19 protein-coding genes and 1 pseudogene are annotated in these 23,694 nt (G+C 60.9%); 10 read left to right on the top strand and 10 right to left on the bottom strand.

Going from position 1 to position 23,694, the window contains the following annotated elements; translation table 11 throughout:
• Positions 1-37 precede the first annotated feature (37 nt).
• The 3 genes from AC0TNJ_RS14425 to AC0TNJ_RS14415 all read right to left on the bottom strand — a co-directional run bounded on the left by AC0TNJ_RS14425 (position 38) and on the right by AC0TNJ_RS14415 (position 3,009).
• Complete coding sequence (locus AC0TNJ_RS14425) at positions 38-817, bottom strand: ATP-binding cassette domain-containing protein (RefSeq protein WP_122002980.1); 780 nt, start codon at positions 815-817, stop codon at positions 38-40.
• A complete protein-coding gene (locus AC0TNJ_RS14420) occupies positions 814-1,908 on the bottom strand; it encodes an ABC transporter permease (RefSeq protein WP_122002979.1) in 1,095 nt (364 codons plus the stop codon). Before AC0TNJ_RS14420 ends, AC0TNJ_RS14425 begins: the two co-directional genes overlap by 4 nt.
• Before the next feature lie 69 nt (positions 1,909-1,977).
• Complete coding sequence (locus AC0TNJ_RS14415) at positions 1,978-3,009, bottom strand: substrate-binding domain-containing protein (RefSeq protein WP_473767419.1); 1,032 nt, start codon at positions 3,007-3,009, stop codon at positions 1,978-1,980.
• Positions 3,010-3,322: 313 nt separating this feature from the next.
• Here AC0TNJ_RS14415 and AC0TNJ_RS14410 point away from each other — a divergent pair, with 313 nt between their 5' ends.
• Both AC0TNJ_RS14410 and AC0TNJ_RS14405 read left to right on the top strand, forming a co-directional pair.
• Positions 3,323-4,690 (top strand): ROK family transcriptional regulator, encoded by a 1,368-nt coding sequence (locus AC0TNJ_RS14410; RefSeq protein WP_473771476.1) that lies wholly within the window; start codon positions 3,323-3,325, stop codon positions 4,688-4,690.
• 159 nt (positions 4,691-4,849) lie between these two features.
• Positions 4,850-4,957, top strand: a pseudogene (locus AC0TNJ_RS14405) (PaaI family thioesterase); the annotation flags it as partial.
• Here AC0TNJ_RS14405 and AC0TNJ_RS14400 read toward each other — a convergent pair.
• Both AC0TNJ_RS14400 and AC0TNJ_RS14395 read right to left on the bottom strand, forming a co-directional pair.
• On the bottom strand, positions 4,945-5,352 hold the full coding sequence (locus AC0TNJ_RS14400) for a DUF2000 family protein (protein WP_473771475.1): 408 nt from the start codon (positions 5,350-5,352) through the stop codon (positions 4,945-4,947). The pseudogene AC0TNJ_RS14405 and the gene AC0TNJ_RS14400 sit on opposite strands and share 13 nt — an antisense overlap.
• A 27-nt stretch (positions 5,353-5,379) precedes the next feature.
• Positions 5,380-6,240 carry an AraC family transcriptional regulator gene (locus tag AC0TNJ_RS14395; RefSeq protein WP_473771474.1) on the bottom strand — a complete coding sequence of 287 codons (861 nt, stop codon included), beginning with the start codon at positions 6,238-6,240 and terminating at the stop codon, positions 5,380-5,382.
• Positions 6,241-6,463: 223 nt separating this feature from the next.
• Between AC0TNJ_RS14395 and AC0TNJ_RS14390 the strand changes: the two genes are divergently transcribed.
• Positions 6,464-8,095, top strand: coding sequence for an alpha-D-glucose phosphate-specific phosphoglucomutase (locus AC0TNJ_RS14390; RefSeq protein WP_473771473.1), 1,632 nt, complete (start codon positions 6,464-6,466; stop codon positions 8,093-8,095).
• Between the two features lie 120 nt (positions 8,096-8,215).
• On the opposite strand, the gene apbC is transcribed toward AC0TNJ_RS14390, so the two are convergent.
• Both apbC and AC0TNJ_RS14380 read right to left on the bottom strand, forming a co-directional pair.
• Complete coding sequence (apbC, locus tag AC0TNJ_RS14385) at positions 8,216-9,391, bottom strand: iron-sulfur cluster carrier protein ApbC (protein WP_473771472.1); 1,176 nt, start codon at positions 9,389-9,391, stop codon at positions 8,216-8,218.
• A gap of 142 nt (positions 9,392-9,533) precedes the next feature.
• The gene (locus AC0TNJ_RS14380) at positions 9,534-9,827 is read right to left on the bottom strand and encodes a ribbon-helix-helix domain-containing protein (RefSeq protein WP_122002973.1); all 294 of its coding nucleotides are present in this window, start codon (positions 9,825-9,827) and stop codon (positions 9,534-9,536) included.
• A gap of 142 nt (positions 9,828-9,969) precedes the next feature.
• Here AC0TNJ_RS14380 and AC0TNJ_RS14375 point away from each other — a divergent pair, with 142 nt between their 5' ends.
• From AC0TNJ_RS14375 to AC0TNJ_RS14345, 7 genes are all read left to right on the top strand, one after another.
• Positions 9,970-10,365 (top strand): VOC family protein, encoded by a 396-nt coding sequence (locus AC0TNJ_RS14375; RefSeq protein ID WP_122002972.1) that lies wholly within the window; start codon positions 9,970-9,972, stop codon positions 10,363-10,365.
• 137 nt (positions 10,366-10,502) lie between these two features.
• Positions 10,503-11,057, top strand: coding sequence for a gluconate 2-dehydrogenase subunit 3 family protein (locus tag AC0TNJ_RS14370; RefSeq protein WP_473771471.1), 555 nt, complete (start codon positions 10,503-10,505; stop codon positions 11,055-11,057).
• A gap of 94 nt (positions 11,058-11,151) precedes the next feature.
• Entirely contained in the window at positions 11,152-12,723 is a 1,572-nt protein-coding gene (locus tag AC0TNJ_RS14365; protein ID WP_122002971.1) for a GMC family oxidoreductase, read from the top strand.
• Positions 12,724-12,848: 125 nt separating this feature from the next.
• Positions 12,849-13,247 carry a hypothetical protein gene (locus AC0TNJ_RS14360; protein WP_473771470.1) on the top strand — a complete coding sequence of 133 codons (399 nt, stop codon included), beginning with the start codon at positions 12,849-12,851 and terminating at the stop codon, positions 13,245-13,247.
• A 97-nt stretch (positions 13,248-13,344) separates the two neighbouring features.
• Positions 13,345-14,349, top strand: a complete 1,005-nt coding sequence (locus AC0TNJ_RS14355) for a DUF1775 domain-containing protein (protein ID WP_473771469.1) — start codon at positions 13,345-13,347, stop codon at positions 14,347-14,349.
• A 480-nt stretch (positions 14,350-14,829) separates the two neighbouring features.
• Positions 14,830-15,339, top strand: coding sequence for a hypothetical protein (locus tag AC0TNJ_RS14350; RefSeq protein ID WP_473771468.1), 510 nt, complete (start codon positions 14,830-14,832; stop codon positions 15,337-15,339).
• Between the two features lie 88 nt (positions 15,340-15,427).
• A complete protein-coding gene (locus AC0TNJ_RS14345; RefSeq protein ID WP_122002968.1) occupies positions 15,428-15,643 on the top strand; it encodes a hypothetical protein in 216 nt (71 codons plus the stop codon).
• A gap of 72 nt (positions 15,644-15,715) precedes the next feature.
• Here the strand turns inward: AC0TNJ_RS14345 and AC0TNJ_RS14340 are convergent, their stop codons facing one another.
• The 3 genes from AC0TNJ_RS14340 to AC0TNJ_RS14330 all read right to left on the bottom strand — a co-directional run bounded on the left by AC0TNJ_RS14340 (position 15,716) and on the right by AC0TNJ_RS14330 (position 23,447).
• On the bottom strand, positions 15,716-16,441 hold the full coding sequence (locus AC0TNJ_RS14340; RefSeq protein WP_473767430.1) for a L,D-transpeptidase: 726 nt from the start codon (positions 16,439-16,441) through the stop codon (positions 15,716-15,718).
• Between the two features lie 311 nt (positions 16,442-16,752).
• Positions 16,753-21,489 carry a translocation/assembly module TamB domain-containing protein gene (locus AC0TNJ_RS14335; RefSeq protein WP_473771467.1) on the bottom strand — a complete coding sequence of 1,579 codons (4,737 nt, stop codon included), beginning with the start codon at positions 21,487-21,489 and terminating at the stop codon, positions 16,753-16,755.
• Positions 21,486-23,447, bottom strand: coding sequence for an autotransporter assembly complex protein TamA (locus AC0TNJ_RS14330; protein WP_473771466.1), 1,962 nt, complete (start codon positions 23,445-23,447; stop codon positions 21,486-21,488). The genes AC0TNJ_RS14335 and AC0TNJ_RS14330 overlap by 4 nt, the downstream gene beginning before the upstream one ends.
• Positions 23,448-23,694: the final 247 nt, after the last annotated feature.

The following is a 23,694-nucleotide window of genomic DNA, read 5'->3' as shown; positions in this document are numbered from 1 at the left end:
CGGTTTCCGTGATTCGTCCTGTCAGCCTATCAGAAACTCAAGCCGCTTCCTTCGGCCTCATCGCGCCGGTCATCAGGGCGACCGCGTCCGACATGGAATATTCCTTCGGGTCGATGACCGTCAGGCGGCGTCCGAGCCGGTGAATATGGATGCGGTCGGCGACCTCGAACACATGCGGCATGTTGTGCGAAATGAGCACGATGGGCATGCCGCGCCGCTTTACGTCCAGAATGAGCTCCAGCACGCGGCGCGATTCCTTGACGCCGAGCGCCGCCGTCGGCTCGTCCATGATGACCACCTTGGAGCCGAAGGCGGCAGCGCGCGCCACCGCGACGCCCTGACGCTGGCCGCCCGAAAGGGTTTCCACCGCCTGGCCGATGTTCTGGATGGTCATCAGCCCCAGTTCGGACAGTTTTTCCCGCGCGATCTTTTCCATCGCGCCGCGATCCAGCATGCGAAACAGCGAGCCGAGCGGCCCCTTGCGGCGGATTTCGCGGCCCAGAAACAGGTTGTCGGCGATGGAAAGCGCAGGCGACAGAGCAAGGTTCTGGTAGACCGTCTCGATGCCAGCCTGCCGCGCTTCCATCGGCGAATGGAAGCTGACGGGCTTGCCGTCGAGCAGGATTTCTCCCTCGTCCGGCCTGATCGCGCCGGACAGCGCCTTGATGAGCGAGGACTTGCCCGCGCCATTGTCGCCGATGACCGCGAGGATTTCGCCGGGATAGAGGTCGAAATCGGCATGGTCGAGAGCCGTGACGCGACCATAGCGCTTGACCAGCCCCTTGGCCGACAGAACAGGCGTGGTGTTCGTTTTCATGCGGCAGCCTTTCTGATCCACTGGTCGATGGCGACGGCGGCAATGATGAGAACGCCGATGAGGAGATAGGTCCATTGCGGATCGGTGCCCCACAGGCGCAGGCCCAGCGAAAACACGCCGACGATCAGCGCGCCGAACATGGTGCCGAGGATGGAGCCGCGCCCGCCGAAGAGCGATATCCCGCCGATCACCACGGCGGTGATGGATTCGATATTGGCGAACTGGCCCGCCGTGGGTGAAACGGAGCCGAGACGGCCGATCATCGCCCAGCCTGCAAGCGCGCAGATGATACCGGCCAGCACATAGACCGACATGAGGATAGGCTTGACCGACACGCCGGAAAGCTGCGCCGCTTCCGGATCGTCGCCGATGGCATAGACATGCCGTCCCCAGGCGGTGTGGTTCAGCACGTACCAGAGCAGCAGGACCAGAAGCACCATGGCGATGACGCCATAGGTGAAGACCGCTCCGCCGATGCGGATGCTCTCGCCGAAAAATTGCAGGATCGGCGCTTCGGCCGTGATTTCCTGCGCGCGGATGGTCTCATTGGCCGAATAAAGGAAGTTGGTGGCGAGGATCACCTGCCACATGCCGAGCGTCACGATGAAGGGCGGCAGGCGCACATAGGCCACCAGAAAGCCGTTGATGAAGCCGCAGAGCGCGCCGGTGGCAAAGCCGCAGAGAACGGCAAGCTCGGCGGGAAGTCCGTAGCGGAAGGTGAACTGGCCCATCACCACCGAGGACAGCACCATGATGGCGCCGACCGAAAGGTCGATACCGGCGGTGAGGATCACCAGCGTCTGTGCGGCTGCGACGATGCCGGTGATGGCGACCTGCTGCAAGATAAGCGTCAGCGCGAAGGCGGAGAAGAACTTGCCGCCCAGCGTGACGCCGAAGATCAGCAGCGACAGGACGAGCACGATCAGCGGCACGGCAGCGGGATTGTGATGCAGGAAACTGCGTATCCGGTAAAGCAGCGACCGGTCGCCCGCATCGAAGGAGGCAACTTCCGCCGCGCTCTGCGACAGCGTCTTTTCATAGTCCTGCATGGACGGTTTTTGTGCAGCGGAAGCCGCCTGTGGCTCACTCATCTCTGTCTCCTGCCCGCAGAAAGGACCGGCAAATCTTGCGATCTGCCGGACCTGAACCCAAAGAGCCTATCAGCCCCAGCACTTGTCGAGCGCGGTCTTGGTGTCGATGGACGGAACGCCTTCGACCGGCTTGTCGGTGACAAGCGACACGCCCGTATCGACAAAATCCTTGCCTTCGGTCGGCTTCGGCTTTTCGCCGGTATCGGCGAACTTCTTGATCGCCTCGATGCCGAGTGCGGCCATCTGCAACGGATATTGCTGCGAGGTCGCGCCGATCACGCCAGCCTCGACATTCTTCACGCCGGGGCAGCCGCCATCGATGGAAACGATCAGCACATCCTTTTCGCGGCCCACGGCCTTCAGCGCCTCATAGGCACCGGCGGCAGCCGGTTCGTTGATGGTGTGGACGACATTGATGTTCGGGTCCTTCTGGAGAAGGTTTTCCATCGCGCGGCGTCCGCCTTCCTCATTGCCGTCGGTCAGATCGCGACCGGCAATGCGCGGATCATCCTCGTCGCCCAGCTTGGTCTTGTCCTTCGGATCGATGCCGAAGCCGGTGGCAAAGCCCTGGTCGCGCAGAACGTCGACGCTCGGCTGCGATGCGGTGAGGTTGAGGAAGGCCACATGCGCGTCCTTGGCCTTGTCGCCAAGCGTCGCCGCCGCCCATTTGCCGACCAGCTCACCAGCCAGGAAATTGTCGGTGGCAAAGGTTGCGTCCGCCGCATCGGCAGGCTCAAGCGGCGTGTCGAGCGCGATGATGAGCATGCCCGCCTCACGCGCCTTTTGCAGCGACGGCACGATGCCCTTGGTGTCGGAAGCGGTGATGAGAATGCCCTTGGCGCCATCGGCGATGCAGGTTTCAATGGCCGCGACCTGGCTTTCGGAATCGCCGTCGATCTTGCCCGCATAGGTCTTGAGATTGACGCCCAGCTCCTTGGCCTTGGCGATGGCGCCTTCCTTCATCTTGACGAAGAACGGGTTGGTGTCGGTCTTGGTGATGAGGCACGCGCCGACATCGGCGGCATTGGCCGCGCTCAATGGAATGGCGGCAGCGCCAAGCGCGAAGGCAGCAAAGGCTGCCGACAGAACTGTCTTCTTCATGGACTCCTCCCAGATTGAAACCGGTTCCTGTTCCCCCGGCATGGGTGAAGCAAAACACGGCTTTAAAACAGAGTCAATTAATAAATCCACTTGATTTATTAATATGCTGTGTCACTCTGGCAGGCAGAGGAGAGAGGATCGAGGAGGCAGGCGACAGGCTGTCACTTCATCCCGGACCTATCTTAAGCGATTGTTTTTATTTGATGTACGGCACAATAGGGGTTTTTCTCCTTCGAGGTTTGGTTTAGGAATTCCCGCGCACGCCATGGCCGCATTCCGATTGCACTCCATGGGCAGGAATCTGGGAGAGGCTATGGTCAGGCATAAAGTTGAACGCGAGCCGGACAGCGGATCAGCCGATACCGTTCCCGGTACAGTTTCCGTCACGCTTTCCGGTACAGTTCCCGGTACAGTTTCCGGCACGCTTTCCGGCACTCTTTCCGGTACTCCGGGTCCCGCCATGCTGCAATTCGCCGGGCCGGGCGCGAGCGTCAATCGCGGTTCCAACCAGATCGGCGTGCGCGCCTATAATGAGCGGCTGGTTCTGGCGCTGGTGCGCAGGCACGGCGCGCTTGCCCGCGCCGACATTGCGCGCCTGACCGGGCTTTCGGCGCAGACAGTTTCCGTCATCATCCGCGCGCTGGAAAAAGACGGCCTCATCACGCAGGGTGAACGGGTGCGCGGCCGTGTCGGCCAGCCTTCCATGCCGATGCGCCTTGCCGCCGACGGGGTTTTCTCCTTCGGCCTCAAGATCGGGCGGCGCAGCGCGGAAATCATCCTGATGGATTTTCTGGGGGCGATCCGCGAGCGGCGGCACATCACCTATCGCTGGCCAGTGCCCGATGAAATCCGAAGCTTTACCCTCGATAGCGTCAACGCCTTCATTGCCGCGCTCGAACCGGCCAAGCGCGACCGCATCGCCGGGCTTGGCGTCGCCCTGCCCTTCGAATTGTGGAACTGGGTCGAGGAAGTGGGCGCGCCAGCCGAAGACCTGGATGCCTGGCTCGGCGCCGATCTGGTCAGCGATTTCGCCCATGCATTCTCGTTTCCGGTCTTCATCCAGAATGACGGAACGGCGGCTTGCGGCGCGGAACTGACCTTTGGCCGCGGACCTGAATTTACCGATTTCGTCTATTTCTTTATCGGCTCGTTCATCGGCGGCGGCGTGGTGCTGAACAACACGCTCTATCCCGGACGCACCGGCAATGCGGGCGCGCTCGGCTCCATGCCGATGCGCATGCGCGGCACGTGGGAGCACGGCGAGACCTTGCAGCTTATCGACACGGCCTCGCTGTTCGTCCTCGAACGCATGTTGCAGGAGCGCAACCTGCCGTCCGACGATCTGTGGCTTTCGCCGGAAAACTGGCGCAATTTCGGCACGCCGCTCGACGAATGGGTGGCGCTTGCCGCACGCGGGCTGGCCCATGCTGCGGTAGCGGCTGCTTCCGTCATCGACTTTCCCGCCGCCGTCATCGACGGCTGGCTGCCGGGTAATGTGCGCCACCGCATCGTGGAAGCAACCCGCGTCGAGCTTTCATGCCTCGACTTGCAGGGGCTGCGGGCGCCGGAGATCATCGAGGGCAAGGTTGGTGTCCATGCCAAGGCGATGGGTGCGGCAAGCCTGCCGCTTTCCAACCGCTACCTGTTCGACCAGAGCGTGCTGTTCAAGGATGCAGGTTAGGCTACAATGACGAATTAACTTATGGTTCGGTATGGACGAAAATGGTTCAGCTTTAGGAGCGGAACCGAAGATGGGGTTATTCCCCCATCGAGGTATCGCGACGCAGAGATGGAGCATTTTCGTCATATCGCGAAGCGACGTGGTGTATTTTCCCGCTGAATGCGTCGAAACTCCCTTATGGAGGAACAACTCCATGCGGTCGCTTCTCCTGTTCAGCAGGAAAATACCCTCACGCCGAACCTCAAGCTAATTCGTCATTGTAGCCTCACTCCCTTGATCGCCTTGTCGATGTCCTTCTTTGGACCATGAAGCGCAAGGCCGACCAGATCGGGCGCGTCGGCATTTTCGGCCTTGAACACGGCACGGTTGGCGACGTCGTGCCCGGTCTCGAACATGGCGCGCACATAGGGCGCACGGATGAGATCGCGCTGGATCGACTGCTGCCAAGCCCGTTGCAGCACCTCCGGCGTGGCCGAGAAGATCAGCATCGGCTGGCCGAGCAGACGCGCATGCTTGCGGCCTGCCGCATCCTCATAAGGGTCGCCCATGGCGTGCGGAACCGCGCCGGATATGCCGGTCGCGATGAAGGCGGTCACGTTCAGCTTCTGCCACACAGGCAGATCGTGCAGGACAAGAATGGCTACTTTGGTATCGAAAATCATCGGTTCTTCCTCTGTTCGAGGACAGAACTAGCCCTTTGCGGCTGCAATTTCTGGAACGTTTGTGCGCCCCCGGCGATAGGCAGCAGGCGTCATGCCATAGGCGCGGCGGAACCAGCGCCCCATATGGCTCTGGTCGGCAAAGCCGCTGAGTGCCGCGGCCTCCGCCGGCGGCACTTTTTCGCGCAGCAGGCGACGGGCTTCGGCAAGGCGCAACTGCACCAGACAGGCATGCGGCGAGGTGCCGTAGGCGCGCCGGAACCCGCGTGAAAGCTGGAAACGGTCGGCGGCTCCCACGGCTTCCGCCAGTTCATCGAGGCCGAATTCCTCGTCGAAACGCGCCCGCAGATACTCCATCGTGCGTGCTGCGACCGGATGCGGAGCCGCCCCTTTTTCTGCCGCGTCCTGCCCCAGATGCCGGGCCAGATGGTTCGTCACCTTATCGCGGCTGTCCTCGATCATCAGGCGCGGCGCTTCGAGGAAGATCGCCTCGCAGGCGCGGGCGACCGCACGGAACAGTTCTTCGTCATCGGCCAGCGTGTCGCGAAAACCGATATGGGCATCACTGCCGCCCATCGCATCGCGGATCAGCGATTGCGGCAAATAGAGCATGTTATAGGCAAAACCGTCCGCCGCGACCGCCTGCCCGTCATGGCGTTCGCCGGGCTCGATGAGAATCACTCGCCCCGGCGTGCTTTGCCGCCGCCTGCCCCGGCAGAAAAAATCCTGCACGCCCGCATGGGTCACGCCGACGAGCCATTCGTCATGAAAATGCATGTCATAGGCGTGGCTGTGAAAGCGCGCCGCCACGGCTTCGAGGCCGGTAGCGTCGTCGCGTTTCAGCCGCATCTGATCGCGCGGGCCATTGATGGGGCGAGCATTGTCGGTCATGACGGAATTTGTAGCATGGCCAGCGACAAACACACGCTTTGTTATTTTCAATCAATAAGTTTGATATAGAACGGTCTTAAAACCGTTCTATCTGTTTGTTTCCACGCAGTTTCGCACGGAAAACCGCTTCGCACTTTTCCTGAAACTGCCTATGTTGTCTTGCAATGACCGCAAATGCCGACAAGGTGTATTGTACCAACTGATTGAATCAACCGGGAAAAACATGACCGTAACGACAATCGCGACCACGCCATACCAGGACCAGCAGCCGGGCACTTCGGGCCTGCGCAAGAAGGTTCCGGTGTTCCAGCAGCAGAACTATGCTGAAAACTTCATCCAGTCGGTTTTCGATGTGCTGGAAGGCTTTGCCGGCAAGACGCTCGTGGTCGGCGGCGACGGACGCTATTACAATCGCGAAGTGATCCAGAAGCTCATCAAGATCGCCGCCGCCAACGGCTTTGGCCGCATCATGGTGGGTCAGGGCGGCATTCTTTCCACGCCTGCCGCCTCCAACATGATCCGCAAATACAAGGCTTTTGGCGGCATGGTGCTTTCGGCCAGCCACAATCCCGGCGGTCCGAATGAAGATTTCGGCATCAAGTACAATATCGGCAATGGCGGGCCTGCGCCGGAAAAGATCACCGAGGCGATCTTCGCCCGCTCAAAAGTGATCGACCAATATAAAATTGCCGATGTGGCGGACGTCGATATCGACAGGATCGGCACCACCCGGATCGGCGATACCGAGGTCGTCATTTTCGATCCCGTCACCGACTATGCCGAACTGATGGAAAGCCTGTTCGACTTCGATGCCATCCGCGCCATGATCAAGGGCGGGTTCCGCATGAAGTTCGACGCGATGCATGCCGTGACCGGGCCTTATGCCAAGGAAATCTTCGAGAAGCGGCTTGGCGCGCCGGAGGGCAGCGTGGTCAATTTCGTGCCGCTGCCGGATTTCGGCGGCCATCACCCGGACCCGAACCTCGTTTACGCCAAGGACCTCTACGATCTGCTGATGTCCGATAATGCGCCGGATTTCGGCGCGGCTTCCGATGGCGACGGCGACCGCAATCTCATCATCGGGCGCGGGATCTTCGTCACGCCATCCGATTCGCTTGCCATGCTTGCCGCCAATGCGCATCTGGCGCCGGGCTACAAGGACGGCATCAAGGGCATTGCACGCTCCATGCCGACAAGTGCAGCCGCCGACCGCGTGGCGGAAAAGCTTGGCATCGGCATGTTTGAAACGCCGACCGGCTGGAAGTTCTTCGGCAATCTGCTCGACAATGGCAAGGTGACGATTTGCGGCGAGGAAAGCTCCGGCACCGGCTCCGACCATGTGCGCGAGAAGGACGGCCTGTGGGCCGTGCTGCTGTGGCTCAATATCCTGGCGGTGCGCAAGCAGAGCGTGAAGGATATCGTCGAGGAACATTGGGCGCGCTTCGGGCGCAACTATTACACCCGCCACGACTATGAAGCGGTCGATTCGGATATCGCAAAGCAACTGGTTGCCGATCTGCGCGGCAAGCTTGCAGCCCTGCCCGGCACGACCGTCAACGGCCTCACGATCGAGAAGGCCGACGACTTCGCCTATCGCGACCCGGTCGACGGCTCGGTGAGCGAACATCAGGGCATCCGCATTTATTTCCCCGAAGGTGGCCGCGTGGTGCTGCGCCTGTCCGGCACGGGTACGTCGGGCGCTACCATCCGCATCTATATCGAACGCTATGAGGCGGATACCGCGAAGCACAATCTCGACACGCAGGAAACGCTGGCTCCCTATATCGAAGCGGCAGAACAGATCGCGGAAGTGAAGAAGCGCAGCGGACGTGACGCGCCGTCGGTCATTACCTAGGGGAATAGGGGAATAGGGGAATAGGGGAATAGGGGAATAGGGGAATAGGCTGATTGACGCGGACACGCCTATCAATCCCTTTCTTCACTTACTCCCCTACTGCCCTACTGCCTTAACCCCCTATTCAAAGACAATCGCCGGCGCTGCACGAGCGCCCTTGCCGCCCTTCATGTTGTCCCAGACTTTGCGGGCAATCTCGCGATAGATTTTCGCGTGTTCGCTCTCCGGGTCCTTGACGGTGATCGGCGTTCCGGCATCCGAATAGGCGCGCACATCCATATGCAGCGGCACTTCGCCGAGGAACGGCACGTCGAGACGTTCCGCCTCCCGGCGGGCGCCGCCATTGCCGAAAATATCGTAGCGAGCGCCGGTGTCGGGCGCGATGAAATAGCTCATATTCTCGACGATGCCGAGAAGCGGCACATCCACCTTGCGGAACATGTTCAAGCCCTTGCGTGCATCGATCAGCGCCAGGTCCTGCGGTGTCGAAACCACGACTGCACCCGCCAGCGGCACCTGCTGCGCCATGGTAAGCTGCGCGTCGCCGGTGCCGGGCGGCATGTCGACCACCAGAACGTCAAGCTCGCCCCAGGCCACTTCGCGCAGCATCTGCGTCAGCGCCGACATGACCATCGGCCCGCGCCAGATCATCGGCGTTTCCTCATCGACCATGAAGCCCATGGACATGACCTTGACGCCGTAGTTTTCCATCGGCTTCAGCGTGCGGCCCTCGATCGTTTCCGGACGGCCGGAAAGGCCAAGCAGGCGCGGCATGGACGGCCCGTAAATATCGGCGTCGAGAATGCCGACCTTCAGCCCGTTGGCGGCAAGGCCGAGCGCCAGATTGACCGCCGTGGTGGATTTGCCGACGCCGCCCTTGCCCGATGCGACGGCGATGATCGCGCCGACGCCCGGAATACCGGGTTTTGCCGCCGGGCGCGGCTGGGGTGCATGTCCATGCTTGCCCTGTCCCGAAACCGCGACGGGGCGGGGTGCCGATTGCGGCTTTGGCGGCGGCGGCGCATCGTCGCTGGTGCGCCCGCCCTTCTTTTCCGCCGTGAGCGTGACCAGCGCGCCGGTGACGCCCGGAATTTCCTTCACGGCCTTTTCAGCGGCAAGCCGCATCGGTTCCAGCGCGTCGGCGCGCTCGGCAGGAACCGTGATGGAGAAGAAGACCTTGCCGTCGGCAATGAAGATATCCGACACCAGACCGAGCGACACAACATCGCTTTCGAAATCCGGTCCCGTCACGGCCCTCAGCCGCTCCTGAACCTGTTCGCGTGTTACGCTTGCCATTTCGATTCCTTTAATGAAGGCAGTAAGGGAATAGGGGAGTAAGGGAGTATGTATGGAACATATTGCCCTACTGCCTTATTGCCCTATTCCCTTATTCCTTATGCCCTTTTCATCAAAAGGCCAATGCCCACCCGGGCTTGTTTCAAGCGGCCTTCTCGCAGACGGCAGCCTCGGGGCGATGGCCCATGAGGTAAAGCGCGCAGGTCGTGCGCAGCATGGAGGCGAAGTTGGGGATCGCGCCATTGGCCTCCAGCGCTTCATCGTAGAGCGTGGATATGAAGCGGGGCGTCGTCAGGTTCTGGCTGGCCGCGATCTCGTCCAGCAGGCGCCAGAAGGTGGCCTCCAGCTGAATGCTGGTGGAATGGCCGCCTATGCGCACGGAGCGATTGATCTGCCGGTAGCCTTCCGGGTCCTGCTCGGCGAAAACCTTGCACATGGGCTCCTCCGTTCTTTAAGAGCACGAACTTGGCTGTGGTAGCCGATTGCCACCACGCCGCAGTTTTTTCTACCATAATCGACAACCAGCAAGACAATCGCAAGCCGCTTTTGACGAAGCGGCAAAGAAACAGGAGTAGCCTGTGGCCAAAGCCATTCATTCGATGATCCGTGTTCTCGACGAGGAAAAATCCGTTTCCTTCTACAAACAGGCTTTTGGCCTCGATATCGCCGAGCGCATCGATTTCGAAACCTTCACGCTGATCTATCTGCGCAATGCCGAAGTCGACTTCGAAGTCGAGCTGACAGTCAACAAGGGCCGCACCGAGCCTTACAATCTGGGCGACGGCTACGGCCATCTCGCCGTCGTGGTCGATGACGTCGATGCCGAACATGCCCGCTTCACGGAACTCGGCTTCAAGGTCGGCAAGCTCGTCGATTTCAAGAACAACGGCGTGCAGCTTGCCCGCTTCTTCTTCGCGGAAGATCCGGACGGCTACAAGATCGAAGTTCTGCAGCGCGGCGGCCGCTACCAGTAGGCCCGCCCGATCGTCTTTCACGGCCTGGAGGAGAGGCTGTGATGGACGCAAATGCCAGCGCTCCCGGTGGTGAAAATCTCCGGGAACGCACAGCCAGCCCGCCCATTCCGGACGGGTAAGCAATGGAGGAGAACCGAATGACAACCGTTTTCGACGGTCTTTCCAGCCGGGAGAAAAAGACGCTGTCGCGCCGCGACATTCTCAAGCGCGGCGCGGGGCTCAGCCTCGGCGCCATGCTGGTCGTCAGCGGCAATGCCGTTATCTGCCCGCAATTCGCATGGGCGCTTGAGACCACCACGCTCAAGCCCGAAACCATGGCGACCCTGATCCAGCTCGCACGCGACATCTACCCGCACGACAAGCTGCCCGACCGTTTCTACGCCATCGCCGTCAAACCCTATGACGCGGATTCCGCCAAGGACGAGACGCTGAAGAAGCTGATCGAGGACGGTGTTGCCGATCTGGACAAGCGGGCCGGAGCCGGAGGCTATCTGGGGCTTGGCTGGGAGGAAGAGCGCGTCGCCATCCTGCGCGATATCGAGAAAAGCCCCTTCTTCCAGAAGGTGCGAAGCGGGCTTGTGACCGGCCTTTATAACCAGAAGGAAATCTGGCCGCTCTTCGGCTACGAGGGCGAGGCCTATACCAAGGGCGGCTACATCCAGCGCGGCTTCGACGATATCGAATGGCTGTAAGCGCCCCGGCGCTAAAAATGCACCAGTTACAAAGCGGCATCCCCGTCCTGCAAGCGCCTTGCTTGCGGAAACGGGAAAGCATTGGGAGGAAACAATGGCTGCTCCATATGATCTCAAGGACGACAAGGTCGTCGTCATCATCGGCTCGGGCGCTGGCGGCGGCACGCTCGGCAACGAACTGGCCCAGAAAGGCATCGATGTCGTTATTCTGGAAGCGGGAAAACGCCACGAATTCGAAGATTTCATCAATGACGAATGGGACAGTTTCGCGCAGCTCGCCTGGCTCGACAAGCGCACCACGTCGGGAAGCTGGCGCGTGTCGCACGATTTTCCCAGCCTGCCCGCCTGGATCGTGAAGGCGGTTGGCGGCACCACCACGCACTGGGCGGGCGCATCGCTGCGTTTTCAGGACTACGAGTTCCAGACGCTCACTCATTACGGCAAGATCGAGGGGGCGAACCTGCTCGACTGGCCGATCACGCTCGCCGATCTGGAGCCCTATTACGCCAGGGCCGAGGACAAGATGGGCGTTACCCGCACCAACGGGATCGAGGGCCTGCCCGGCAACAATAATTTCAAGGTCCTGAAGGCCGGTGCCGACAAGCTCGGCTACAAGGAATGCCATACGGGCCGCATGGCGATCAACTCCGCGCCGCGCGACGACCGCATGGGCTGCCAGCAGACCGGCTTCTGCTTCCAGGGCTGCAAATGGGGCGCGAAATGGTCGACGCTCTATACGGAAATCCCGAAGGGCGAGGAAACCGGCAGGCTGGAAGTTCGCCCCGAATGCACGGCGCTGAAGATCGAGCACAATGCGGCGGGCAAGGTGACGGGCGTGCTCTATGCCGACAAGGACGGCAAGCAGCATTTCCAGAAGGCGCGCGTGGTCTGCGTGGCGGGCAATTCGATTGAAAGCCCGCGCCTGCTGCTCAACTCGGCCTCGTCGAAATTCCCGGACGGCCTTGCCAATTCATCGGGACAGGTGGGGCGCAACTATATGCGCCACACCACCGGCTCGGTCTATGCCTCGTTTGAAAAGCCGGTGCACATGTATCGCGGCACGACGATGGCAGGCATCATCCGCGACGAGGCCGCCCATAATCCGAAACGCGGTTTCGTCGGCGGCTATGAGATGGAAACCATCTCGCTCGGCCTGCCCTTCATGGCTGCCTTCCTCAATCCGGGCGGCTGGGGGCGCGGCTTCACCTCGGCGCTTGACGATTATGTCAACATGGCGGGCCTGTGGATCGTCGGCGAAGACATGCCGCAGGAGAAAAACCGCATCACGCTCAGCAAGGACGTGAAGGACGAACACGGCCTGCCGGTTCCCGATGTCTATTATGACGACCATGCGAACGATATCGCCATGCGCAACCACGCCTATGCGCAGGGCAAGGCGCTTTATGAGGCTGTCGGCGCGATCCGCACCTTCCCGACGCCGCCCTATCCCTCAACGCATAATCTGGGCACCAACCGGATGAGCGCAAAGCCGCAGGATGGCGTGGTGAACAAGCACGGGCAGACGCACGATATCAAGAACCTGTTCGTTTCCGACGGCAGCCAGTTCACCACCGGCGGGGCGGAAAACCCGACGCTCACCATCGTGGCGCTCGCCATCCGTCAGGCAGACTATATCGCCGAACAGATGAAGAAGCGGGCGATCTGATCCGCCCCGTTTCTGCCCGACCGGGAAAGCCGCCGGCGCGACCAATTCGCGCCGGTTCTGTTTGATGCTTGGCAAAGACGGCCCGCATGGGCTAGGTAAACTCGGCTTGCATGGAGAAGCTTTGAGTGAAAACGAGCATCGGCCAATATCGGATGTCTCTGGCGATACGCATCCTCAGCGTAATCGCCCTGATGTTCGTCGCCTTTGCGCACAAGCCCGTCGACCTCAATGCGCCCGACAGCTACCTGCTGGCCCAGTACCAGTTGCCGGATGGCAGCTATCCGGTGCTGTGCATCGGCGACCATGGCTCCGATCCGAGCCAGCAGGATCATGACAAGCATTTTAGCAACAATAGTTGCGAAGCCTGCCGGATTTCGTCCGCCTTCCTGTGCCCCGCGCCAGCCGGTTCCACCGGCGCCGCCCCGCATATCGCCATGGCCAACGGCATCGTGCCGCCACAGCCGATCCTGCGGCACAGCACCTACCCGCCATCGGCCCCGCCGCAAGCGCCGCCTCTCGCCTGAATATGATCGTTTGAGAGAATGCATCCCAGCATTCTGGAATGAATGCGCCCGAACCCTGTTTCGGCGTGCCTACCAATGATTATTCAGGTTTGAAACAATGAAAAACCATCGTCTTTTCGCCTCCGCAATTTCGCTTGCCGCGCTGTGCGCTTCCGCAGGTCTGGCCCAGGCCCATTCCTCGCTCGACCAAAGCGAAGCCAGGGCAGGCAGCTTCTACAAGGCGACCTTCCGCGTGCCGCATGGCTGCGACGGCATGGCCACGACCGAGGTTCGGGTGGAACTGCCGGAAGGCTTCCTCTCGGCCCAGCCGCAGGTGAAGCCCGGCTGGAAGATCGAAACCGTCAAGGGCGATTATGCGCAGAGCTACAAGGTGCACGGCAAAGACGTGACCTCGGGCGTGAAGGAAGTCCGCTTTACCGGCGGCGATCTGCCGAACGATTTCTATGACGAGTTCACCGTCGTCGGCCAGCTCGCCAAATTCGACAAGGACACCACCCTCTCCTTCCCGGTGACGCAGCTTTGCGGAAGTGCAGCTTCGGTCGCCTGGACGGAAGTGGCCAAGGAAGGCCAGAACCCGCATGATCTTGAGCATCCCGCGCCGCAAGTGCTGGTGAAGGCCGCTGATGCTGACGGCCATGGCGAGCATGGCCAACATGACAAGATGGGCAAGATGGACCATGCGGCGATGGACATGCCGACGAAACTCGGCGACCTGTCCATCACCGGCCCATCGGTGCGCGCCATGGTTCCCGGCGCCAAGGTCGCGGGCGGGTTTCTCACCATCGCCAATGACGGCAAGGACGCCGACAAGCTGGTTGCCGTCACCACCGATGGCGTGAAGCGCGTCGAAATCCATGAAATGTCGATGCAGAACGATGTGATGAAGATGCGCCCGCTGGAAGGCGGACTGGACATTCCGGCAGGCGAAAAGGTCGAGCTGAAGTCAGGCGGATATCACCTCATGTTCATCCAGCCGGAGAAGCCATACAAGGAAGGCGAGACCGTGCCGGTGACCCTCGAATTCGAAAAGGCCGGCAAGGTCACGATCGATTTCCCGGTAACCGCGCAGAACGGGAAAAAGGACGAACATTCCGGGCACTGACCGGCATATCACCCTTTGCGAACCCAACGTTGAAGGAACACGATCCCCCAGCAGCGGGCGTGTGATATGCGATCCCCCTCTCCCTCCGCGCATCATGCGCCCGTTTGCCGCAACCGCTGAACCCCCGCAGCGGTTGCGTTCCTCCCGCAATGATATAAACATGACCATTAAAGTCTAGAATGATTCCAAACAATTGAAATCTAATATGATTTTAAAGATGAGTAATTGACTCCAGTTGGATTTTCAGGCTTTTATGAACATGCAGATTTTCACCCTTTGATGTCTGGGCCTTGAACCCTTTCGATTGGAGGACCCTATGATTGGTCTCGGCGAATGCCGGTCCGCAAATGTTGACGGCCTGCCCTGGCAGCTTCGTCTCTTGCCGACCGGATATTGCAATGTGCGGACAGAAACGGAACGTTTCTCGGACAGATCCGGCCCGCGCATCGCGTCATGCCCCCGCTTCTTCGGGAGGCGCACATGAACATGCGCATATCGCAACTGAACGGCGCCAACAGCGCAGGCTATTTCGACCGCCTGCCGGAAAAGCTGGTGCTGGAAGGTTATCGCCGCTGGACCGCGGGTTTCGAGACGGGCTCGATCATTCCGTGGGAAATGACCTGGGGCCTCTATTCGGAAGTGCTTGGGCCTTCGGAAGCAAAGCGCGCCGTGGGCGAGCTGTCGCATTTCATCCGCGTTCTGTGCCATTGCGCCAGCTGCCCGTTGCGGGCGTTTCCTTTCGATTCGCACCATGTCTGCCGCGAGGAATGCCTGACGCTGGGGCTGATTTCCGGCATCCAGAATCAGGATGCGCTGCTGCTCGAAACCTGTCTTGAGGCGATTGCCTGCCAGCGCCGCTGCGACGATGTGGCAGGGGCTGCCCGCAATTTTGCCGATACGCTGGCTGATTTCGGCCAGACTTTGTTGCCAATACCGATTCATGCCATCGACAGCGCTTTGAATTTTACGCAGCGCGCGACTTTTCACTGACCCGACACGGGCCGGAAAAGTGCCAGCGTCTTGCGAATGAACGTGATTCGAGATTTTAGTCGCCGCCCATCGGCGCAAGGAGATAGAAATGCAGGCCAGAACCGAACGACGTCTCGGCATTGCCGCCGCCCTCGTCCTGACCGCAGGAGCGTTCGTCATGCCGGGCGTATCCACCCAGATCGCGCAGAACGACAGCGCGCCGCAGCACCAGATTCATATGGCTTCGGCTGAAATCCTGCGCGCCGAGCTGCGCCATTTCGTCGAGCTTGGCGAGGCCATGCCGAAGTCGGTGCGCTTCGAATAATCGTGCTGACACTGAAACAGAAAAGGCCGCGCCTGATCTGGCGCGGCCTTTTTCGTTCAGCAAACCAAATACTTACGCTACGATGATCGGCGCCTTACCCTGCACACGGTTGTAAAGATCGATAATGTCCTGATTCATCAGGCGGATACAGCCCGATGACATGGACTGGCCGATCGACCACCATTCCGGCGAGCCGTGGATGCGATAGCCGGTGTCGCGCCCGTTCTGGAAAATATAGAGCGCGCGCGCGCCCAGCGGGTTTTGCGGACCGGGTTCCTGACCGTTGCGGTATTTTGCCAGTTCCGGCTTGCGCTGGATCATTTCCGGCGGCGGCGTCCAGACCGGCCATTGCTTCTTGTACTGGACATTGGCACGCCCCGACCATTCAAAGCCCGCCTTGCCGATGCCGATGCCGTAACGCAGCGCTTCGCCGCCCGGCAGGACGTAATAGAGCAAATGGTCCTTGAGGCTGACGACAATCGTTCCCGGCGCCTGTCCTGTCGGGTCCGGCACGATCTGGCGGCGGAACTCCTTCGGCACTTTCTGATAGGGAATTGCCGGCAGCGAATACGGCCCTTCCTGCACGGCGGCATACATCACATCCGGCGTGGTGATATCGCGGTCGACGCTGATCTGCGGACGCATCGGCGTGATCCCGCCCGTCGACATCGGGTCGACATTCATCTGGAAGGCCGACATGTCCATCGTCTGACTGCACCCTGCGGCACCGGTGAGGAGGATGGCTCCGGTGCCGAAAAGGAAATGGCGGCGGCTCAGATCGTCAGTGAACTTCGTCATGCAGATTACCCGGACTCAAGGGTTGAAACACAGCCGTCAAGCGACCGCCAATACATGACAGCAATTTGCGTTCTTATGGTTGAAGAACGGTTAAACAACTCGCGCGAACGTGTCTGAAAATTGCAGTTTAAAGCTAAAATTGCAGCAATGATCCACATTAAATCGATTTAAAAATCAAGGCAGATGCGGCGAAGATGTGTCGTGAATGGCCTTTTCATGGCAAAATTATGATTTTTGCTATTTTTGGTTGCATTTCGATGGCAAAGGCCGGGTCGCAAAACCCGGCCTTTGTCGCTCATTGTTTGCGGCGGTCAATAATCTTTTTCGTAGAAGATGCCGCCGCTGGAATCGCCTTCCGCACCCAGTGCGCCCTTGGCTTTCAGGTTGCGGGTAATGTCGAGATTGATGGTGCCCTTGGTCGACCCGCCCGACCCTGCTTCCACGCCGAGATAAATATTGTCGCGGATATAGCGTCCGGCGCGAACTGCCGTCTGGCCCTTTTCATCCGTCACCACATCGAGATCGTCGAGACCTGTCCCGGCGCGCAGCTTGTTCATCAGCGAGTTGTTGGAACCGCCCGCAAGTTCGGCTGCGGCGGCGGCAAGCTGCGCGATCTGGAACGCCGACAATTCACCGATGGAGCGCTTGAAGATGAGCTGCGCCAGCACTTCATCCTGCGGCAGTTCCGGCGTCGAGGAGAACTTGATGTCGAGATTATCGACCGTGCCCGTCACCGTCACGATTGCGGTGATTTCATTGCCTTCGGAACGGGCAACGAAATTGAGCTGCGGGTTGAGATCGCCCACCAGCGTGACATGGCCCTCGTCGAAGGTGATGCGCTGGCCGAGAATGCCGATGCGGCCACGGATCATGTCGAAGGAGCCGACCGGCTTGATGTCGGTCACCGGCCCGGTCAGGCGAAGGCGTCCGCCCAGTTCCGTGTCAAGGCCGCGACCGCGCACGAAAATCTGGTTGGGTGCGCTGATAAGAACATCGAGGCGCGGCACGGTCGGGCGCGACGTTGGTGTCGGCACCTTGCTCTTGCGCGTTTCGACCTTGGCGCGATCCAGCGTGGCCTGAACGTTTTTCGGCGTATTCTTGTGCTGCACCGGCACATAGGCCGCGCCGCCGCCAAGATTTTCCGGCACCGAGATTTCGGCCCGGTCGACGTCGATCCGGCCTGAAATCAGCGGGTCGCGCATCAGCGGCCCATTGATCGTGATTCCGCCATTAACCGTCGCCACCACCAGCTTGGCGTCGGCATAGCGGGCGCGATCCAGCTTGATTTCGATATTGGCCGGGAAATTCGCCTCGGCATTGGTCGAAATCGTGCCGCTGGCGGAAACCGCTCCACCGCTGCCAAGCGCGGCATTGACCTGACGCAGCGTGATGGTTTCACCATCCATGCTGCCCATGACATTGATATTGTTCAGGCGGACATTCGTATCGGGATCGACAAAGGTTGCCCCATTGGTGGAGAACATGCCGCGCAATTGCGGACGGTTGAAGCCACCCGAAACGCTGGCCGTCAGCGTCAGCGTGCCGTTTGCCTGTGCGCCGCGATCAGCCAGGAAGCGGTTGGCGAGCGCCAGCGGAACGCTGCCGTTGACATTGACGCCAAGCCCCTGCCCCGAAAACGGCACCTTACCATTGGCGGTGACATTGAGGCCGCGCGGACCATCGACGGTCACCGACGAAAAGTCGATGGCCATGGCTGCATAGCTGCCCGCAGCCTGCAAGGTGAGCGGCGCGAGCCCGTTGTCGCGCAGCGGCTTGGCCGCAAGGCCGGTGCCACGCAGGTTGAAGGTCGCGGCCGGATTGGTGAGCGGCCCGGTGACACGCGCCGTGCCGGTGACATTGCCAGCGAGATCCTGGCCCTTGACCGCACCGTTCAGCGCCGTCAGCGGAAGATTGGCGAGATTGACATCGACCGCCAGATCACCTTTGCCAAGCGGCACGCCGCCATTGGCGCGGACATCAATGCCGCCGCCGCCGGTGACATGCGCATCGACATTGAGCCGGTTATTGGCGGAGGTGCCCTTGGCATCGGCGTTAAGGGCGGCGATGCCCTGCTTCTTGAGCTCGGCTGCCGTCACGCCGCGCGCCGCCATGTCGAAGGCGACATTGGGCGCATCCTTCGTGCCGGTGATGCGGGCCGTGCCGTTGACCGTGCCGCCAAGCCCCAGTTCCGGCTTGAACGTATTGGCGAGCGCCAGCGGCAGATTGGAAAGCGCGACTGAAAGATCAAGACGGCCATCAACGACGCCGTTGACCTTGACCTGACCCGCGCTGGCATCCGCGCCCGTATTGATGATGATATCGCCGAAGGAGATTTCCTCGCCCTTCATGGAAATGGTGGCTGGCGCGGCCAGATTGGCGCTGAGCGTGCCCTGCTTCACATTGGCCGAGGCGAGACCCAGTTCAAAACCGCCATCCTTCGGCTCAAGCGAACCGGCAGCGCTGGCAACCGTGCCGATCTTCAATTTGGTATTGGCCGTGAAATCGGTCTTCGACCCGGTCGCGTTGGCCTTGGCGTCAAAACTGTCGATGCCCAACGTGCCGACCAGAATGTCACGCGCCGCGGCATTGCCGTCGACCACCGGCACACCGAACAGATCCCTTGCCGTCAGGGCAATATCCGCCGAGGTGATGTGGTTGCCATTGACCTTGATGCCCTTGGCATTGGCGGTGACCGATGCATTCTGGCGACCGTCGCTGGCGTCGAGCGTGATATCGGCATTGGCCGCGCCGGTTGCTTGCGCAAGCGCCAGGGCTGCGGCCGTGGAAATATCCGGCGCATCCAGTTTCAGCGCGCCGGTGAAAAGGCCCTTCGCGCTCTGGGTGACATTTCCGGAAAGATGCGCGCCGCCCGCATTGAAGACGAGATCGGTCAGGCGCTTCTCGTCATTGACGATATCGATCACGGTCCCCAGATCGATGCGCTGCCCATTGAGGAATGCGCTGCCGGCAAGCTTGCCGGAAAGGGCAGCCCCTGTCGTTGCATTGCCGTCGAGCATGGCGTTGAAGTCGAGGCCGCCTTCGGAAAGCTTGCGCCCGGCCAATGTGCCCTGCGGCGCGTCGGCGCGGAGTGCCAGCGCGATCAGCTTGTCGTCGCCGCGCGCGCTGCCCTTGACCGTAATCCGGCCCGATGCCTGATCGGAAAGAAGCTTGAGATCGGACAGCATGACGCCGAAATCGAAATTGGCCTTGTCGGACGCAAAGGAACCGTTTGCGGTGATTTCGCTCAACTCGTTGCCGATGCGGAAATCACGCGCCGAAAACCCTTCGCTGCTGCGGCCAAGCGCGCCGCCCAGCGTAACCGCACCGTCGAGAATGCGGTCGACGGCTTGCGTGCCGGTGCGCATGTTCTGCGCCGTGCCATTGAGGTCAAGCTGGAAAGCGCCGCTGATCGGGCGCACGATGCCCTTCGCGTTGACATCGATGCTGCCCGCGAGGTCGCGGCCAGCCAGAGCGCCGAAAGGCGCAAGGCTTGCCACCCTGGCGGCGATGTCGCCATTGAAGGCGAAGTCGTCAATATTGCCCTTGAGATCGAGGCTGAGGCCATTGCCGGAAATATTGGCCTGCGCAAGCTCGACCGGCGAACCGGCGCGCCATGCGCCGTCGACAGCGAGCGCGATCCTGTTTCCGAGTGCCTCGGCGATTTCGGCGCGCTCCGCCGAAATGCCATCCATCCCGCCATTGACCTTGAAGGTGATATGGCGATTGGCGGCATCGTTCAGGTTCTCGGCAATGCCGCCCATGTCGAGCGCGATGTTGCGGGCAGAAATCGTTGCGTTCTTGAGACCGGCGACGGCGAGCGTACCCGTCCAGTCATTGGTCGGGCGATCACCGTAGGCGATCTGGAATTTTGCGTTGTCGATATAGGTTTCAGCGCCCTTGACCGGCAGGAGAACGCGGCCCTTGCTTTCATCGGCAATGGAAGCGTCAACGCGCAGCCTGTTCAGGAAGCGGTCATTGCCGGTTTCGGCGGAAGCCTTGAGCTTCAAGGCGGCGCTGTTCAGCGCCAGATCGTCGAGGCGGAAACCGCCTGCATCCTTGAGGAAGCCATCGGCAGAGAGCACCGTTTCGGCACCGAAGAAATCGCGGAATACCGGCGGCACCAGAACCGCAATCGGACCGTTGAAACGGGCGGAGAAAACGCGGCCGCCATCGGGCGCCTGACCTTGCCGGTTCAGGGTAAACTCGCCCGTCAGCGTGCGGCTGCCATTGGTGTCGAGCGCCAGATCAACCTTCAATCCGTCGAGCGGACCGGCGCCGGTCAAGGTGAGATCGACCGGCGGATGACCGTCAATGTTCAACAGGTTGGCGACGATGCCATTGGCCGGTTCGGAGACTTTCAGGTCGAGATCGACCTTCTGGTCGGCATTGGCATAGGCCGCGCGAAGCGCAAAAGTGCCGCCCGGACCGTCGAGGCGCTTGATGTCGAAACTGGAATCCAGCGAGCCATCGGCAAGCGACAGGCGACCATTGGCCGACACTTCCGATTCGAGGCCGAAAATGTCAGGTCCGAAATGCAGGCGCGCTATGGCAAGCTGGTCGAGATTGATCGAAATCGGCAGTTCCGGCAGGCTGAAGCTGGACGATTCCGGCGATGGCAGGCTGTTGTCCGGCAATGGCTTGCGAATGACGTCGATGCGCTCGGCGGCCAGCGACTGGATGCTGAGACGCCCGACCAGAAGGGCGGTGCGGCTCCAGTTCAGCTTGGCATTTTCGATGCGCAGCCACACGCCTTCGCGGTCGGCGATGGTGATCGAGCCGACGGTTGCTTCCGAAGACAGAACGCCGCTGATGCCTGAAATGGAGATGCGGCGGTTGGGCGCGGAAAGCTGGCTTTCCACGAAGGACAGGAAATAGGACTTCTCTTCTTCCGGCTCTGCCTGCGCGCTGTCAGGCTGCTGCGCCTGCGCATTCGCCTGGGCATTGGCCTGCGCTGGAGCCAGCACCGGCGCCTCCCGCTCCGGCCAGCCGAAGATGACTGCCGTGGCGGCGAAAGCGATGAAGGCGATGATTGCGAGAAATCTGGTCAAAACGCCTGTCCTATACCTACGTACAAGCCATAGCTCGGATCGCCCGAGCGGCGGTTGAGCGGAACGGCGACATCAAGGCGGATCGGCCCGAGGCCGGTCAGGTAGCGCAGACCGCCACCGACACCGACACGCATCTGTTCCGAGAAATCGGGAAATGATTTTTCGCCGACATAACCGGCGTCGACGAACGCCACCGCGCCGATGGAATCGGTGATGCGGGCGCGCACTTCGCCATTGGCCTCGACGAGCGAACGCCCGCCGACGATCTCGCCATTGCCGGCGCTGACGCCGATATTGCGATAGCCGTAACCACGAACCGAGCCGCCGCCGCCCGCGAGGAAGAGCTGGCTCGGCGGCAGGTCCTCGATGGACGCGCCGACAATCGAACCGACCTTCAGGCGGCCCGCGAGAATTACTCGGTCCTTTTCGCCCAAGCCGTAATAGGTGCGGCCTTCGGCGGTGAAGCGGGTGGCGAAATTGCCGTACTGGAATTCATAGAAGGGCTGGATATTGCCTTCCAGATAGAAGCCCGAACTCGGGTCCGGCTTGTTGTTGCGGCTGTCATAGAGAAGGTTGCCCTCAAGACCCGCCGTGGTGAAAGTGCGGTCGCCGAACACGTCGTCATTGAAGCGGCCATGGCTGGCCTTCGCGTAAAGCGCGCCCGACAGTTCGTCGCTGAATATCTGCGTGAAGCCGGTCTTCGCATTGACCGAGGTTTCGGTATAGGCGTCCAGCACCTCGCGCTTGGCATCAAGGGAAGCTACAAAATCCGTATCCGGCGTATAGACGCCGGGCTTGGTGAAGCTGGTGCCCAGAAGATAGGTGAAGTTCTGCGGATCGAAGGAATTGTCCTGCGTGCCGCCAATACCGCTGACCTTGGCGTCGAAACGCAGGCGCTCGCCGCGCCCGAACAGGTTGCGGTGCATCCAGTAGCCGGTGAGGCCGAAGCCGTCGATGGTCGAATATTCGGCACCGAAGCCGAATCGGCGCGGCTTGCGCTCCTGCACGTTGAACGTCATCGGCAAGCTGCCGTCCGGCTCGATCTTTTCGGCTTCCTCGAAGCTCATCGCCCGGAACACTTCCATGCGGCCAAGACGCTTCTTGGCCTTTTCGATATCGTCGGGGTCGTATTCCTGGCCTTCTTTCAGGCCAGTCATCCAGGCAACGAATTGCGGGTCCATGCGCGCCGTACCAAGCACGCTGACCGGGCCGTAATGCGCCTTCTGGCCGGGATCGAGCGACACGTCGGCGGAAACGCGGTTGCCGTCATGATCGGCGACGATGTCCTCGCCGGTCACACGCGCCTTGGCATAACCCTGCTGGCGCCATGCCTCGACGGCAAGACGCTCGGCCTTGATGACCGTGCCCGAACGCGCCACCTGTCCCGGCGCGAAACCGACATCTTCCGGCGACTGCACGTGATCGCGCTTGTCGACCGGCGGCGGCGCGATATTGGAAATCGCGGTGCGGGAAAACAGGAATTGCGGGCCGGGATCGACGGTGATCGCGACCTTCGCATTGTCGGGAATGTCCGCGTCCGGTGGAATGTCGTTCGCCTCGCGGCCATCGACAAGGATGGATATGGTGCCGCCATAACGGCCCTCGCCATAAAGTGCCGCCAGAATGCGGCGATAATCGCCGCGCGCCTTGGCCAGCAGGCCAGCGGAGCCCGAGGCAGGCTTCTCCTGATCGGTGACGAGGCCCGACGCGCCTTCAATGGTGGATTTCAGGTCGGCTTCCGTGCCGTCCGCATTCTTGCGGTCGCCCGTGGTCGTGACCTCGACCGTATAGGTCTTCGGGTCGATGATATCCGGGTCTTCCTTTTTGGCTTCGCCCCACAGATGGATTCCGAACAACTCGAATGCCAGCGCAGGCGACACCGTGAACGAGGAAAAATGCGCCGCCAGCAAAAGCACGGCGATGCTTCTTCCCTGTATCGTCCTGTTACTCCAAGTCATACGCGTTACTGTCCGGTTTCTGTCTATGCGGTCGCCTGGCAGCGTCCCGATCATCATCCCCAGCCCAGGACGATTCAGGGATTACCATGGGGAGAGCGGAACTCCAAGCGACAACGCTAGATATGGACCATTTCAGTCAACGGAGTATTAACGTTACCACACTCTCGCGGTCGCTCGCGCAGGTTGAGCGGAACGCGCCCATGCATTTTCTGATGATTATCGAAAATTCCCCAAAAGCGCGGCCCGC

This window comes from Ochrobactrum sp. PL_is483 (assembly GCF_055816855.1).
Note: the sequence above shows the minus strand (reverse complement) of the source record. Positions and strands in the feature narration are given on the sequence as shown.

Excerpts from the sequence above, each read along its gene's own strand:
- AC0TNJ_RS14425 (WP_122002980.1), bottom strand. The coding sequence starts at position 817 with ATGAAAACGAACACCACGCCTGTTCTGTCGGCCAAGGGGCTGGTCAAG.
- AC0TNJ_RS14420 (WP_122002979.1), bottom strand. The coding sequence starts at position 1,908 with ATGAGTGAGCCACAGGCGGCTTCCGCTGCACAAAAACCGTCCATGCAG.
- AC0TNJ_RS14415 (WP_473767419.1), bottom strand. The coding sequence starts at position 3,009 with ATGAAGAAGACAGTTCTGTCGGCAGCCTTTGCTGCCTTCGCGCTTGGC.
- AC0TNJ_RS14410 (WP_473771476.1), top strand. The coding sequence starts at position 3,323 with ATGGTCAGGCATAAAGTTGAACGCGAGCCGGACAGCGGATCAGCCGAT.
- AC0TNJ_RS14400 (WP_473771475.1), bottom strand. The coding sequence starts at position 5,352 with ATGATTTTCGATACCAAAGTAGCCATTCTTGTCCTGCACGATCTGCCT.
- AC0TNJ_RS14395 (WP_473771474.1), bottom strand. The coding sequence starts at position 6,240 with ATGACCGACAATGCTCGCCCCATCAATGGCCCGCGCGATCAGATGCGG.
- AC0TNJ_RS14390 (WP_473771473.1), top strand. The coding sequence starts at position 6,464 with ATGACCGTAACGACAATCGCGACCACGCCATACCAGGACCAGCAGCCG.
- apbC (WP_473771472.1), bottom strand. The coding sequence starts at position 9,391 with ATGGCAAGCGTAACACGCGAACAGGTTCAGGAGCGGCTGAGGGCCGTG.
- AC0TNJ_RS14380 (WP_122002973.1), bottom strand. The coding sequence starts at position 9,827 with ATGTGCAAGGTTTTCGCCGAGCAGGACCCGGAAGGCTACCGGCAGATC.
- AC0TNJ_RS14370 (WP_473771471.1), top strand. The coding sequence starts at position 10,503 with ATGACAACCGTTTTCGACGGTCTTTCCAGCCGGGAGAAAAAGACGCTG.
- AC0TNJ_RS14365 (WP_122002971.1), top strand. The coding sequence starts at position 11,152 with ATGGCTGCTCCATATGATCTCAAGGACGACAAGGTCGTCGTCATCATC.
- AC0TNJ_RS14355 (WP_473771469.1), top strand. The coding sequence starts at position 13,345 with ATGAAAAACCATCGTCTTTTCGCCTCCGCAATTTCGCTTGCCGCGCTG.
- AC0TNJ_RS14350 (WP_473771468.1), top strand. The coding sequence starts at position 14,830 with ATGAACATGCGCATATCGCAACTGAACGGCGCCAACAGCGCAGGCTAT.
- AC0TNJ_RS14345 (WP_122002968.1), top strand. The coding sequence starts at position 15,428 with ATGCAGGCCAGAACCGAACGACGTCTCGGCATTGCCGCCGCCCTCGTC.
- AC0TNJ_RS14340 (WP_473767430.1), bottom strand. The coding sequence starts at position 16,441 with ATGACGAAGTTCACTGACGATCTGAGCCGCCGCCATTTCCTTTTCGGC.
- AC0TNJ_RS14330 (WP_473771466.1), bottom strand. The coding sequence starts at position 23,447 with ATGACTTGGAGTAACAGGACGATACAGGGAAGAAGCATCGCCGTGCTT.